Here is a 13,360-nt window from a genome sequence, read left to right as displayed (position 1 = left end):
TAACGGATCGGCACCACGCCGAATCTCGCTTACATTGCCATGTGAGTCTTCGAAGGACGGTCCCGTCCTTCGGCAATCCATCAACGCCCCAACCGACCTGTCGTCTCGATGCCCCGCGCTGACAAAGCTCCCCGTTCCATTTCCATCTCCGAGGCGCGACGCATCTGGCTGCACGCGCAACGTCTCGACGTAGCGGCGCCGTTCGGCGATGGCGCCGAGGCGACACGCCGGGCGACGGAGCACCTCGGCTATGTGCAGATCGACACGATCAACGTCATCGAGCGCTGCCACCACCACATCCTCTACAGCCGGATTCCCGAATACCGGCGGGCCGACCTTGCGCAGGCGCAGAGCGTCGACAAGTCGGTCTTCGAGTTCTGGACGCACGCGCTGTCCTATGTGCCGTCGCGCGACTACCGCTTCTTCATCCGGGCGATGAAGAAAGACTGGAAGCGACATGGCTGGTTCGATTCGGTGAAGCCGGCCGACCTTCGAAAGGTGCTGACGCGACTGCGCGAGACCGGCGCGTTGACGATCCGCGATATCGACGACGACGTGCTGGTCGACAAGGACCATCCCTGGGCGAGCCGCAAGCCGTCGAAGCAGGCGCTGCAGGTCGCCTTTCAACGGGGCATGGTGACGATCAGCCAACGCACCGGGATGCTGAAGACCTACGAGCTGACCGATCGGCACTTCGGCTGGGAGACCCCGCCCAAGCCGGCATCGGAGCGCGAGATCGTCGCCTATCGGCTGGAGCGCGGCTTGCGTTCGCAGGGACTCGTCAGTCTCGATTCGCTCTGTCACCTCAATGCGCCGATGAAGCCGGCGATGCGCCGGCTGATCGAGGCGCGGGTGCGGCGCAAGGAATTGCTGCCGGTCGCGATCGAGGGCGCGGAGAAGGTCGAGCACTGGGCGCCGCCCGAGGTGCTGGACGGCGTCGAAGCGCCCGACGAGGACCTGGTCCACATCCTGTCGCCCTTCGATCCGCTGATCATCCAGCGCAAGCGGCTGGCGCTGTTCTTCGGCTACCAGCACCTGTTCGAGGCGTATGTGCCCAAGGCCAAGCGGGTGCTCGGCTATTTCGCCCTGCCGGTGCTCGTCGGCGACGAGGTTGTCGCGGCGCTCGACCTCAAGACGGACCGGGCGAATCGCAAGCTGCTGATCCAGGGGTGGACGTGGGTCGGCGGCGGGACGCCGCGACGCCACAAGAAGGCGATCGAGGAAGCCCTCGATCGCTTCGAGCGATTTCAGCTCGATACTTAGGCCTTGGGTGCAGCGACCGTCCGGCAGACTTGCCCGGGATCAGGGGATGATCCGTTCCCGCCGCAACCGCTCGAACAGGTCGATGAACGAACCCGATGAGCGCTGATAGCCGGTGAATCCGCGCTCGCGGCTAAGGCTCATGTCCGCCATGGTTTCCATCGTGCGGCCAAGGTCGAGATCGACGTGCCACCAGGGGGCGACCGTGTCGATCGGGTTCGGCTTCAGCCCGTGCTGCGCGACGATGCGGTCCCAGACCGGACCGGCATCGGCCAGATACTCGATCAGCGGCACCATCTTTCCCGGATAGGGCGCTGCCTCGAGACCGAACCAGTCGGCGATGTGCGTCCACATGCGGCGCCAGCGGAAGACGTCGCCATTGACGACGTTGAAGGCGGTGTCGGCGGCAGCCGGTGTGTTGGCCTCCCAGATCATGTGGCTGGCCAGCAGGCGGGCATCGGTGACGTCGACCAGGCCATCATGCTGCTGGGGCGTGCCGGGAAACTGGAAGGGAAGGCCGGTTTCCTTTGCGATTGCCGCATAGACGGCGATCGACGTGCCGAGGTTCATCTGGTTGCCCGGCGCGTAGCCGATGACGGTGTGGGGGCGGGCGACCGACCATGTAAAGCCGTGCTTCTCCGCGGCGGCGAACAGTTCGTCCTCCTGCGCGTAGTAGAAGTTCTCGCCCGGCACCCGCGGCATGTCCTCGGTGAAGGGCGTTTCGATCGCGGTCTTGGCGTAGTTGTCGAAGGGACCGAGATAGTGCTTCAGCCCGGTGACCAGCGCGACGTGCTTCAGCGTGCCGGCGGCGACGACCCCGGCGATCGCGTTGCGGACCATGCCGCCATTGACCTCACAATTCTCATGTTCGGTCGGCCGCCGCGCCCAGGTTGTAAAATAGGCGTGCTCGGCGGCGATGCCGGCAAGCGCTTGCTGGCATGATGCCGGATCGGTGAGGTCGCAGGCGACGAAGTCGAGGCCGGGAATATCCGCGATCGGATTGCGGGCGACGCCGACCACCCGCCAGCCGCCCGTCGTCAGCAGGTTTTCCGCGATCGCCCGGCCGATGATGCCGGAGGCGCCGAAAATGACCGCTGTCCTGGTGTCCGTCATGATTCTCTCTTTCGCTTAGGCGGGCCGCATAGTTTGCACGAAACGGCCGGCCCTGGGCGATGGAATCACGAGTGCCGGCGGGCGCCCGGATTCAGGGCGTCCGCGACCTGCCGAGACTCAGCGCTCCAGCAGCATCCGGATCGAGTTGCCGAGGAACGCGTTGCAGGCGGGGTTGATGCCGACTTCCGAGAAATGGCCCCAGGGGCCAGGAATCGGCCGCACTTCGGCATTGGGCATTTGGGCGACTTCCCAGGCCATGTCCTCGGGCGGGAAGTAGAGGTCCTTCTGTCCCGGGCTGGCGACCGCCTTCGCCTTGATGGCGCCGAGGGCTTTCTCCAGATCGCCGTCGTAGCCGGGGGTCAGGGAAATGTCGGCGGTCTGCCAGGTATGAAGCTGGCTGAGCAGGTCGTTGGCGTCGATGCCGACCCAGAAGGCTTCCCAGAAATCGACGAGGAAGGCATCGACGGTGTCGAAGCCCATCTCGCGGTAGAGGCCGTCGCGGAAGAATTCCTGGGAGAGCGCCCAGCCGGCCCAGACCCGGCCGAGGGCGCGCAGGCCGGCGTCCGGCACCGTCTCGTAGTCGCCGCCGGCATAGACCGGGTCGGCCAGCAGGGCGGCCTTGGCGCCGGCGAGGAAGACGTAGCAATGCGGGCTGACGCGGGCGGCGCCGCAGCACGGCGCGATGCGCTCGACGAGATCGGGATGAGCAAGGCCCCATTGATAGGCCTGGAAGGCGCCCATCGAGCCGCCGATGGCGAGCTGGATCTTCTGGACATCGAACTGCTCGCTCAGCAGGCGGTGCTGGGCGCGAACGTTGTCCTGCATGGTGATCGCCGGGAACCGGCCGCGATCGTAGGGCGCCGGGGTGTTGGACGGCGACGACGACAGGCCGTTGGCGAACATGCTCGGCACGACGACGAAGTATTTCGACGTATCGAGGGGCTCGCCGTCGCCGATCAGCCATTCGAGATCAGCGTGGGAGCCTACGAACCATGTCGGGAAGACGATGACGTTGTCACGGGCGGCGTTCAGCGTGCCGTAGGTCGTGTAGGCGATCTGCGCGGCGGGCAGGGTAACGCCGCAATCGAGGGCGAAATCGCCGAGTGCGAAGTGGGATACCTCGGTCATAGCGCCGCCATGCCTCCGTCGACCATGAAGTTGCCGGCAGCGACGAAGCTTGCCTCGTCGGAGGCGAGGAAGACGAACATCGGCGCCAGCTCCTCCGGCTCGGCGCGGCGGCCGAGGGGGGTGAATTCCATCAGCATCTTCGACTCCTCGGGCGTCACCGTCCGCGACATCGGCGTGTCGACATAGCCGGGCAGCACGCAGTTGATCCGGATGTTGTGCGGAGCATAGGTGACGGCGGCGTTCTTCGACAACATCACCGCGGCGCCCTTGGCGGTCTGGTAGGCGACGTTGTTCTTGATGCCCGACCAGCCCCAGACCGAGGAGACATTGACGATGGCGCCGCCGCCCATCTCGATCATGCCGGGGATGACGGTCTTCATGCCGAGGAACATGCCGAGCACGTTGGTGTCGAAATTGGCGCGCATCGCCTCGAGCGATTCCTCGTGGACCGGCTTGCCGCTGGAACCGAGGCCGGCGTTGTTGATCAGCGCATTGGGCTGGCCGAAGGTCTCGACGCAGGCGGCGAGCGCCTCGGCCCAGGACTCCTCGCTGCGAATGTCGAGCGTCCGGAAGACCAGGGAACCGGCGTGTTCGGCAAGTGCCGCCCGCATCTCCTCGCCCGGCTCCTTGATGTCGGCCGCCAGCACCTTCGCACCCTCGGCGACGAACAGGCGCACCGTGGCCGACCCGATGCCGGTCGAGGCGCCGGTGATGATTGCGATCTTGCCGTCGAGCCGTCCTGTCATGCCCCGTCCTTCTTCATGCGTTCTCGAAAGTGATTCAACTGCCGGCGCCGGCGGAGCCGCGGGCGCGTCGTCCCGTCAGGCCGGCGAAGACGGTGTCTTCGAGCCGCAGGCGGCCGGCGAGAAATTCGATGGTGATCACCGTCAGGAGCAGGACGCCGGTGACAAGCTGGACCAGCGATGCGGTGCTGCCGCGCGCGGCCAGTCCGGCGCCGACGACCGAGAGGACCGCGACGCCAAGGGCAACGTTGAACACCGTGCCGCGGCCGCCATAGAGGCTGATGCCGCCAAGCAGCGCGGCGGCGGCGCCACTGAGCAGAAGGTCCTCGTAATTCTGGGGGGCGGCGCTGCCGCCACGCATCGCGGCCAATGCACCGGCGAGGCTGGCGCAGCCCGCTGACAGGGCGAAGGCGATGGCCATCGGCCGGACAACTGGTACGCCGGCAGCGATAGCCTCGTTGCGCGCGCCGCCGATGGCGAAGATCTCGCGGCCCCATCGGGTGTAGGTGAGGAAGAGCCCGACGATGGCGAACATCACCAGCGCGGTGAGGCTGCTCAGCGAGAAGATGCCGTAGCGCTCGAGCAGCGGGTCGGTGATCTCATACGCGTCGATCATGATCGGCGCGCTGTCGCTGAGGATGTAGGTGATGCCGCGCAGGAAGATCAGCGTGCCGATGGTGAAGACCAGCGAGTTGATGCCGAGACGGCCGATCAGCGTGCCCTGAATGGCCCCGAGCGCAGCACCTGCCAGCGTTGCGATCAGCACGGCGCCGACGAGGCCGGCGCCTTCGCACAGGACCGCGATCACCGCCGCGACGGCCGCCATCGAGCCGACCGACAGGTCGAACTCGCCGGCGATGATGGTCGCCGCCAGCCCAAGCGCGACGAGGCCGACCAGCGAGAAGCCCTCCAGCACCGAGAAGATGCTGGCGGCGCCTCGGAAGGTGGGGGTGATGCTGGCGATGACGAGCCACGTCACCGCCAGCACCAAGGCCGGGAGGAAGTACGGCCGCAGGGTTGTCAGGATGCCGGGCTTCATCGGCGGAAGGCTCCCCGGCGCATGAGGTCTAGGACGACGACGACGATAACGACGACGCCGCCCTGCACGGCCAGCCGGCCACCGGTGCTGAAGTCGTTAAGGACCATCATGTTGGAGATGACGGCGATGAGGATGGCGCCGCCGGCCGAGCGCAGCGGCGACCCCTGGCCGCCGGCGATCGCCGTGCCGCCGACCAGCAGGGCGGCGATCGAGTCGATGGTGAGATCGGGGAACGACTTGGCCGTCGCCTGGCCGAAGGCCGCGCCGTTGAGGATGCCGGCGATGGCGAGGCCGACGGAGAAGATGGCGAAGGCGACGATGGTGACGCGGGTGAAGGAGATGCCGCTGACTTCCGCCGTCGGGCGGTTGGCGCCGACCAGCGTGGTTTCCCTTCCGGTGACGGTGCGCGACATCAGCAGCGTCACGGCGATCGTAACGATCAGGAAGACCAGAACCTCGATGGGGATGCCGGCAACGGTGCTGCCGCCCCAGGAGAGCGGCGCGTCGCCGGCCCGGACGATGCCACCGCCCGAGACCTCCGAGACGACGCCGAAGATGATGGCGCCGGCGGCGAGCGTGGTGATGACCGGGTTGAGGCCGGCGGCGACCACGGCGCCCTGAAGGACGCCAACGGCGACGAGGCCGGCAATGACCAGGACGATGGCGAAGACCTGCGGCATGCCGGTGCCGACCAGGGCGACGAAGGACACCATCGCCGCCATCGCCGACTGGGAGATGCCGAGCGAGACGAAGTTGCCGGAGAGCGTGATCGGCGTCATCGAGACGGCGACGATGCCGACGATCGCCGCGTTGCGCAGGATGGCGCGGATGTTGTCGACGGTAAGGAACTTCGGGGTCACCGCCACGGCGATGACGATGGCGACGACCGTCAGCCCGATGACCAGCGCCATCGGCAGCCAGTCGGGCCGGTTCGGCTTGTCGGCTTGTTGTAACGTCGGCGACATCCCGGCGGTCACGCTCCCTGACGGCTCGCTCATGCGGCCGTCTCCTGGTGCATCACTTCGCGGACGAGGGAATCCTCGGTCCACTCCGCCTGCGGTTTGAAGCTGGTCAGGCGGCCACGATAGAAGGTGCCGATGGTATCGCATAAACCGAGAATCTCGGCGGTGTCGGAACTCGATACGACGATGCCGAGGCCGGCGTCGCAGAGATCACGGAGCCGCTGGTAGATCTCGGCGCGGGCGCCGATATCGACGCCGCGGGTCGGCTCCTCGAGAAGCATGACGCGCGGCGTGGTGCCGAGCCACTTGCCGACCGCGACCTTCTGCTGGTTGCCGCCGCTCAGGGTACCGACATTGGAGCCGAGGCGCTTGACGTCGATGGCGAAGCGGGCGGCGATCTCGCCGGCGCGTTCGGTCTCCCGGCGCGTCGAGATCCAGCCGCCGGAGGCGACCGAGCGGATCCACGGCGATGACAGATTCTCGCGGATCGAGCGTTCGGCAAAGATGCCGTCGCGCTTCCGGTCGGCGGAGCAGTAGGCGATGCCGTCCTGGAGCGTCGCCGAGCGGCTCTTGAGGGAGAGCTCCTTGCCGCCGAGCAGGACTCGTCCCGCCGATGGCGGCGCCATGCCGGCCAGCGATGCGACAACGCCGCTGGCGCCGCTGCCGAGCTGGCCGGTCAGGCCGACGATCTCGCCGGGACGGACATTGAAGCTGACGGGCTCGACAAGACCGGCGCTCAGCAATCCTTCGACCCGGTAGAGCGGATCGCCGGACAGGGTGCCATGGGCCGGAAACATCGTGTCGAGGTCGCGACCGAGCATCATCGCGATGACGCGGTCGACATCGAGCTCGCTGGTCGGGCAGGCCGGCAGGCTGCGGCCGTTGCGGAAGACCGTGACACGGTTGGCGATGCGGAAGACCTCGGGGAGGCGGTGGGTGACATAGATGACGCTGCGCCCTTCGGCGGCGAGCTTCTGGATGACGGCGAGGACGCGCTCGATCTCGCGATCGGCGAGCGCGGCTGTCGGTTCGTCGAAAATGAGGATGCGCGCGTCGCGCACCAGCAGGCGGGCGATCTCGAGCAGTTGCATCTCGGCGACGCTGAGGTGCTCGACCCGCGTGCCGGGATCGATGTGATCGAGCCCGACGGCGGAGAGCAGTTCCCTGGCGCGGGCATTGAGGCGGCCGGGGAGCCAGAGCGCCGAAACGCCGGTCTGGCCTAGGACCAGGTTCTCGGCGACGGTCAGCGTCGGGACGGAGCTGTATTCCTGGTGGACGACGGCAACGCCGGCGGCCTGCGAACGTGCGCTGGGAAAGAGGGTTGTCGACGTGCCGTCGACTTCGATGGTGCCGGAATCCGGCTCGACAAGCCCGGAAACGACCTTGACGAGGGTACTCTTGCCGGCGCCGTTTTCACCGAGGAGCGCCATCACTTCGCCGGGTCGCAGCTCGAAATCGACCTCGTCGAGGGCCTGGACGCTGCCGTAACGCTTGGAGAGGCCGCGGACCCGAAGGCGCGGCTTTTCAGCCGCGCCTCCGATTGTCGTGGATGTTGATGTGTTGATCACCAGGCAGTCGCTTAGCTGGCGCAGATCTCGTCGGCGTTATAGCCCCAGATCTTGGTGTTGGCCACGCCATCGGCGCCGATCGCCGGGGCGTGCGGCATGAAGTTGAACTTCGCCGGCGGACCGGGATCGATCTCGGGGGCCTCGGCCTCGACTTCCATCTGGATGACATCGCCTTCGATGCCGCCATTGGCGACGAACTTCGCCGCGGTGCGGACCGCAAGCGCGCCCTCGACCGCTGCCGGCTGGATGCCCGTGCCGAAGGTCTCGCCATTCTTGACCGCCTCGAGGGAGCCCGAGCAATCGCCGGAGACGATGTAGACGTCCTTGCCGGGGGTGATGCCGTTTTCCTTCAGGGCGCGGATGACGCCGTTGGCCGCCTGCTGGTTCGAGACCCACAGGAAGTCGAACTCACCCTTGTATTTCGGGACTACCTGGCTGCCGATCTCGTAGCCGCTCTCGGGGCTGTTGGCACCGTATTCGAGGTGAATCTCGTTGAACGGAGCGTCCTTGGTGGCTTCGATCATGCCCTTGTAGCGCTCGGTACCGGTCTTCTCGCCTTCCGGATGCTGGAAGATGAGGAGGTTGCCTTCGGGGCTCTTGAACTCCATGCCGGCTGCCTTGGCGGCGTCGCGGGCCTGGATGAGCATCTCACCGACGGTCTTGCCGATCAGGATCTGGTTGGCGCCGGAATAGGCCTGGACGAAGGGCCAGGACTTCTCGTTGGGCTCCTGGGTGAGCTGGATGACCGGGGCGAGGCGCGACAGGAGCCGCACGTCGTTGATCGCCGCATCGGCGACCCATGGCCAGAAGATCACGGCAGCCGGCTTGGCGCCGCTGGCGATATACTGCTGGACCTGCTGGTCCTGCTCCGGCTGGGAGAAGTTGTTCTGGAAAACCGTGAGCTTGTAGCCGAGCTTCTCGGCCTCGGCGGTCGCGCCCTTGATCTGGTTGGCGCCGTAGACGTTGGAAGCCGTGATGGTGAACATCACCAGTTCCTTGCCTTCGCCCATGACCGATCCGGTCCCTTCCTGGGCCTGGACGCCGCCGAGCACTGTGCCCAGCGATAGTGCGGTCGCGCAAAGGACCGCTGCCATTCTCGTCATCGAAGTCATTCGTACCTCCTGGTGCGTGGGTGAAATTGGATCGCACAAGTAAAAGAACAAAAGCTTTGATCTTTGGTTTTAGCTGCGACCTTTTATGGAGTCAAGCGCACCACGTCCGGTCGCCCCTGAATTGCCGCGACCTGTTCACCTCCCGGCAGTCCCATCTTGACAGGTCAGCACGCCTGTCCAATGATCAAAAATCTTTTTCTTTGTTCTTAGTGCGAGGAGAGTCGACGGTGATTAGCTTCAACTGGGTCATCACCCTGCCTTCCCACATGACCGCCGATCAGTTCGACGACTGGTATCTTGGCATTCATACGGAACTGGCCAAGGTTGCCCACAAGATCATCCGCTATTCGATCAACCGTCGCGTCGACCGGCAACCGGATGTCGCGCATGGCGAGTTCTTCCGCATTGCCCAGGAGTACTGGGCCGACTGGGATTCGATGGTCGCGTGCTGGAACCATCCGACCGGATGGGCGCTGCTCGGCGACGGCATGGTCAACATGGGTCTCCAGCCCGGCACGCTGCCCGGTATCGCACTGACCGAGCACACCCAGTTCGACGTTGCGCAGCCGGCGCAGTTCAGCACCTTCCAGCGCGGCTACCGCGCGCGGGAGGACGGCACCATCACCAAGTTCATCGCCTTCGGCATGGCCAGGGACAAGGCGGGTCTCAAGGACTGGTACGCCAGGACCTTCGGCGACCTCGGCCAGGACCCGCTGGTGCGCGAGCACGTCTTCGGGACCAGCGTCGACAAGACGATCAGGCTCGGCCAGGTCGGGACGCTGCCCAGCGAAGGGCAGTTGCTCTACGACTGGAACCTGGAACTGTGGTTCGACTCGAACGACGACGCGCTGGCCTATCTCAACTCGGATGGCTTCAAGGCGAAGTTCGCTGAGTTGAAGGATGCGAGCACCGATACGCTCGGCGGCCTGTTCCGCGGCCAGGAGATGCTGATGCTCAACACCGCCCTGCCGCACCGCGACGACTAGGTCTGGTTATCCAGACCGGCCCCCTCGCCGGCTTCAGCAACCACGGTTTCGAGCGGCTTGAGATGGACGTCGATCGCTTCGGCGATCGCCGCGGGATCGCGTGTGCGGATCGCGTCGAGCGTCATCTCGTGCAGTCGGATGACGGACTCAACCTCCTCGATCTCGGCGAAATAAGGCCCCATCCGGACGTAGAGATTCTCGAGGATCTGGTGCTGGTAGAGGGCGAGGGCGCGGCTCCGCGCCGTCCGCCCGATCGTGTAGTGGAAGAGGTGGTCGAAGCGGATCCGGTTCGAGAGATCGCTGTTGCGATGCTCGCGCAGCCGGTCGATGCAGACCTGCATCGCCGCGAAATCAGTCTCGGTCGCCCGTTCGCCGGCGAGCAGGGCGACCTGGAGCTCGACCGGGCGCCGGGCCTCGACGATCTCGCGGACCTCGAAGTGACTGAGCGGCGCGGTGATGGTCAGCACCGAGTCGGGCACATCGACATTGTCGACGCTGAGGCCGCCATGGATGCCGCGCTGCGCCTTGACGACGCCAGCCTTGGTCAGGACCTTCAGCGCCTCGCCGATGACGGGCTTGCTGACCCCCATGGTGCGCGCCAGCGCCTCGACATTGGGAAGACGTTCGCCCGAACCGAAGGCGCCCGACAGGATCGCAAAGGTGATCTGCTCGACAACCTCCTCATGCGCGCGGGGATTGGCGATGGGATGAAAATGCCAACGGTCGAGCGGGTCGGTGTCGGCGCCGGACACTGCGCACCTCCCTTTGGTTATGCCGGATTGGCCAGCCTGATGACGCTCGGATGCTGCCGCGACTCAACCACGGAGCTAAAGCGCCGGTACACCCAAGCCGTGCCATCGCGGGCGTAAAAAAACAAGTTCCTTTGTTTTTTGGCCCGATCCCGGCGTCAGGCCGTCAGTTTTTCGATATACGGGGCGAGATCGGGCTTCTGCTCGAGCCCGAAGCCCGGCTTGTCGCCGGGGGCGATGGCGCCGCCCTCGAGCGTGCAGTCCGGGGCATAGCCGCCGACCGGTGCGAAAACGCCGGGATAGGCTTCCGAGCCGCCAAGGCCGAGGCCGACGACGATGTGCAGCGCGATGTTGTGGCCGCCATGCGGGAAGAGCTGCTTGCGCGAGAAGCCGGCTTGTTCCATCGCCGCGACCATGCGTCCGAACTCGCCGAGGCCGTAGCTCAGACCCGGATCCATCTGGAAGAGATCGCGGCCCGGCCGCATGCCGCCGTAGCGGATGAGATTGTCGACGTCGCGGCAGGAGAAGAGGTTCTCGCCGGTGGCCAGGGTCTCGTCATAGACCTTGGCCAATTCGTCCATCAGGCGATAGTCGAGCGGGTCGCCGGGCTCCTCGTACCAGCGAAGGCCGAAGCCGGCCATCGCCTTGCCGTAGGCGATCGCAGTCGGGGTATCGAAGCGGCCATTGGCGTCGACGGCAAGGCATTTGGCATCGCCGATTACCGCCAGGGCGGCCTCGATGCGGGTCATGTCCTCGGCAAGGCTGGCGCCGCCGATCTTCATCTTGAAGGAGGTGTAGCCGAGATCCTGGTAGCCGCGCATCTCGTCCTGCAGGCGGCCGACGCTGTCCTCGGGATAGTAGTAGCCGCCGGCGGCGTAGACCGGCATCCGCGCCGCCGCGGTGACGCCGAACCTGTCGGCGATGAGACGCCATGCCGGCACGCCGGCGAGCTTGGCGTTGAGGTCCCAGAGGGCGAGTTCGACCGCCGCGACGGCATGGGCACGGTCGCCATGGCCGCCGGGCTTTTCGTTCCGCATCATGATACGGAAGGCCTTCTCCGTGTCGATGCCGGTGCCGGCGTCGTCGGAGAGGTCCTCCGGCGCGGCCTTGGCGAGCCTGGCGATGAAGCGCTCGCGCAACAGGCCGCTCTGCGCGAAGCGGCCGATCGAATCGAAGGCGACGCCGACCACCGGGCGGCCGTCGCGGATGACGTCCGAGACGACGGCGACGAGCGAGACGGTATGCTCGGCGAAGTTGACGACGGAATTCTGGATGTTCGCTTGCAGCGGAATCGACTGCTCGCGAATCTCGACAATGCGCATTGGTGGAGTCCCTGGTTCAGACCTGGCGGAGGGCGGTTTCGAGGCCCCTGACGCCGTCTTCGATGTCGCGCTGGCCGACCACCAGGGCCGGATAGAAATGCGCGCTCATGTTGGTGCCGTCGCGCGCGATGCGGACCAGCAGGCCCGCGTCATAGGCGTCCTTGCGCACCTTGCGGATGGTCGCGTCGGGATCCTCGACATCCGATATGTCGGAGATGACGCTGGACAGAAGGCCGATGACCGAGATGTCGCGGACCCGCTGGACGCTCTGGCTCATCCGGTTCAGTTCGTCGCGCAGCACCTGCTCCATCACCGCGGCGTGGTCGACGAGGTTCTCGGCCTCCATGATGTCGAGGGCGGCAAGGGCAGAGGCGCAGGCGACCGGGTGGCCGGCATAGGTGTTGAGGTGGAGGAGGGGAGTCTTGAGGAAGACCTCGTTGACCCGCCCCGAGACCGCCACCGCGCCCATCGGGATGTAGCCGCTGGTGAGGCCCTTGGCATAGGTGACGATGTCGCCGCGCACGTCGAAATGGTCGGCGCCGAACATGCGTCCGGTCCGGCCGAAGCCGCAGACGACTTCGTCGATGATCAGCAGGATGCCGTGGGCGTCGCAGAGCTTGCGCAGGCGGGCGAAATAGCCCGAATGCGGGATCTTGACCGCGCCGGGGATCGCGATCGGCTCGGCGATGATCGCCGCGACGGTCTCCGGCCCCTCGCGCTCGATCATCGCTTCGAGATCGGCGAGCGACAGTTCGGCGGTCGCGGTCTCCTCGCGATGGCCGAAGGGGGATCGGGTCGGCGGGGTGGTGTGGAGGAAATCGGGCGCGAGCGGCCCGAAGCCGGTCTTGAAGGCGTCGACGCCGGTGGCGGCGGAAGCGGCGATCGAGGAGCCGTGATACGAGCCAAGCCGCGAGATCACCTTTGTCCGCGATGGCTCGCCGCGCCGGGCGTGGTAGGTCCGGGCGATCTTGAAGGCGAGTTCGTTCGACTCGCTGCCGCTGTTGGTGAAGGAGAAGACGGGGTCGTCGCAGGCGACGATGGCGGCGAGCCGTTCGGCCAGTTCGACGACATAGGGATGCGAGACGCCGGCATCGAGGGCGATGAATTCGAGCTGGCGCACCTGCTCGGCGATGCGATCGGCGACCTCCCGCCGGCCATGACCGATCTGGCAGGCGCCGAGGTGGCTGCCGGCGTCGAGCAGGCGGTGGTCGTCCGCGTCGAAGACATAGGCGCCTTCGCCGCGGACGATCATCTTGGGATAGCCGGCCGGATATTCACGTTCCAGCGCGGCGAAATCCGCCAGGAAATGGCGGACGTGACGCTTGGCGCGTTCGCCGAGAGAGGTCGATGCCGCGGGGACGGGTCTTGTGTCCATGAT

12 protein-coding genes are annotated in these 13,360 nt (G+C 66.2%); 2 read left to right on the top strand and 10 right to left on the bottom strand.

Going from position 1 to position 13,360, the window contains the following annotated elements; all coding sequences use genetic code 11:
- Positions 1–108 precede the first annotated feature (108 nt).
- Positions 109–1,263 carry a winged helix-turn-helix domain-containing protein gene (locus BLT60_RS01385; RefSeq protein ID WP_090874422.1) on the top strand — a complete coding sequence of 385 codons (1,155 nt, stop codon included), beginning with the start codon at positions 109–111 and terminating at the stop codon, positions 1,261–1,263.
- A gap of 39 nt (positions 1,264–1,302) precedes the next feature.
- Here the strand turns inward: BLT60_RS01385 and BLT60_RS01380 are convergent, their stop codons facing one another.
- The 7 genes from BLT60_RS01380 to BLT60_RS01350 all read right to left on the bottom strand — a co-directional run bounded on the left by BLT60_RS01380 (position 1,303) and on the right by BLT60_RS01350 (position 8,907).
- The gene (locus BLT60_RS01380; RefSeq protein ID WP_090874421.1) at positions 1,303–2,373 is read right to left on the bottom strand and encodes an SDR family oxidoreductase; all 1,071 of its coding nucleotides are present in this window, start codon (positions 2,371–2,373) and stop codon (positions 1,303–1,305) included.
- 117 nt (positions 2,374–2,490) lie between these two features.
- Entirely contained in the window at positions 2,491–3,501 is a 1,011-nt protein-coding gene (locus BLT60_RS01375) for an alpha/beta fold hydrolase (RefSeq protein ID WP_090874420.1), read from the bottom strand.
- Positions 3,498–4,247 (bottom strand): SDR family NAD(P)-dependent oxidoreductase, encoded by a 750-nt coding sequence (locus BLT60_RS01370; RefSeq protein WP_090874419.1) that lies wholly within the window; start codon positions 4,245–4,247, stop codon positions 3,498–3,500. Before BLT60_RS01370 ends, BLT60_RS01375 begins: the two co-directional genes overlap by 4 nt.
- A 34-nt stretch (positions 4,248–4,281) precedes the next feature.
- Positions 4,282–5,283 (bottom strand): ABC transporter permease, encoded by a 1,002-nt coding sequence (locus tag BLT60_RS01365; RefSeq protein WP_090874418.1) that lies wholly within the window; start codon positions 5,281–5,283, stop codon positions 4,282–4,284.
- Positions 5,280–6,281 carry an ABC transporter permease gene (locus BLT60_RS01360; protein ID WP_090874417.1) on the bottom strand — a complete coding sequence of 334 codons (1,002 nt, stop codon included), beginning with the start codon at positions 6,279–6,281 and terminating at the stop codon, positions 5,280–5,282. The genes BLT60_RS01365 and BLT60_RS01360 overlap by 4 nt, the downstream gene beginning before the upstream one ends.
- On the bottom strand, positions 6,278–7,813 hold the full coding sequence (locus BLT60_RS01355) for a sugar ABC transporter ATP-binding protein (protein ID WP_210185518.1): 1,536 nt from the start codon (positions 7,811–7,813) through the stop codon (positions 6,278–6,280). The genes BLT60_RS01360 and BLT60_RS01355 overlap by 4 nt, the downstream gene beginning before the upstream one ends.
- 11 nt (positions 7,814–7,824) lie before the next feature.
- The gene (locus tag BLT60_RS01350) at positions 7,825–8,907 is read right to left on the bottom strand and encodes a sugar ABC transporter substrate-binding protein (protein WP_175478239.1); all 1,083 of its coding nucleotides are present in this window, start codon (positions 8,905–8,907) and stop codon (positions 7,825–7,827) included.
- A gap of 245 nt (positions 8,908–9,152) precedes the next feature.
- Between BLT60_RS01350 and BLT60_RS01345 the strand changes: the two genes are divergently transcribed.
- A complete protein-coding gene (locus BLT60_RS01345) occupies positions 9,153–9,911 on the top strand; it encodes an EthD domain-containing protein (RefSeq protein ID WP_139167729.1) in 759 nt (252 codons plus the stop codon).
- On the opposite strand, the gene BLT60_RS01340 is transcribed toward BLT60_RS01345, so the two are convergent.
- From BLT60_RS01340 to BLT60_RS01330, 3 genes are all read right to left on the bottom strand, one after another.
- A complete protein-coding gene (locus BLT60_RS01340; RefSeq protein ID WP_210185517.1) occupies positions 9,908–10,663 on the bottom strand; it encodes a FadR/GntR family transcriptional regulator in 756 nt (251 codons plus the stop codon). The genes BLT60_RS01345 and BLT60_RS01340 overlap by 4 nt on opposite strands.
- Positions 10,664–10,818: 155 nt before the next feature.
- Positions 10,819–11,982 carry a mandelate racemase/muconate lactonizing enzyme family protein gene (locus BLT60_RS01335; protein ID WP_090874413.1) on the bottom strand — a complete coding sequence of 388 codons (1,164 nt, stop codon included), beginning with the start codon at positions 11,980–11,982 and terminating at the stop codon, positions 10,819–10,821.
- Positions 11,983–11,998: 16 nt separating this feature from the next.
- Entirely contained in the window at positions 11,999–13,357 is a 1,359-nt protein-coding gene (locus BLT60_RS01330; RefSeq protein WP_090874412.1) for an aminotransferase family protein, read from the bottom strand.
- Positions 13,358–13,360 lie beyond the last annotated feature (3 nt).

It is taken from the genome of Bauldia litoralis (assembly GCF_900104485.1).
In the GTDB taxonomy this organism is placed as follows: domain Bacteria; phylum Pseudomonadota; class Alphaproteobacteria; order Rhizobiales; family Kaistiaceae; genus Bauldia; species Bauldia litoralis.
This window is presented reverse-complemented; position numbering and strand designations above follow the sequence as displayed.

Excerpts from the sequence above, each read along its gene's own strand:
- BLT60_RS01385 (WP_090874422.1), top strand. The coding sequence starts at position 109 with ATGCCCCGCGCTGACAAAGCTCCCCGTTCCATTTCCATCTCCGAGGCG.
- BLT60_RS01380 (WP_090874421.1), bottom strand. The coding sequence starts at position 2,373 with ATGACGGACACCAGGACAGCGGTCATTTTCGGCGCCTCCGGCATCATC.
- BLT60_RS01375 (WP_090874420.1), bottom strand. The coding sequence starts at position 3,501 with ATGACCGAGGTATCCCACTTCGCACTCGGCGATTTCGCCCTCGATTGC.
- BLT60_RS01370 (WP_090874419.1), bottom strand. The coding sequence starts at position 4,247 with ATGACAGGACGGCTCGACGGCAAGATCGCAATCATCACCGGCGCCTCG.
- BLT60_RS01365 (WP_090874418.1), bottom strand. The coding sequence starts at position 5,283 with ATGAAGCCCGGCATCCTGACAACCCTGCGGCCGTACTTCCTCCCGGCC.
- BLT60_RS01360 (WP_090874417.1), bottom strand. The coding sequence starts at position 6,281 with ATGAGCGAGCCGTCAGGGAGCGTGACCGCCGGGATGTCGCCGACGTTA.
- BLT60_RS01350 (WP_175478239.1), bottom strand. The coding sequence starts at position 8,907 with ATGGCAGCGGTCCTTTGCGCGACCGCACTATCGCTGGGCACAGTGCTC.
- BLT60_RS01335 (WP_090874413.1), bottom strand. The coding sequence starts at position 11,982 with ATGCGCATTGTCGAGATTCGCGAGCAGTCGATTCCGCTGCAAGCGAAC.
- BLT60_RS01330 (WP_090874412.1), bottom strand. The coding sequence starts at position 13,357 with ATGGACACAAGACCCGTCCCCGCGGCATCGACCTCTCTCGGCGAACGC.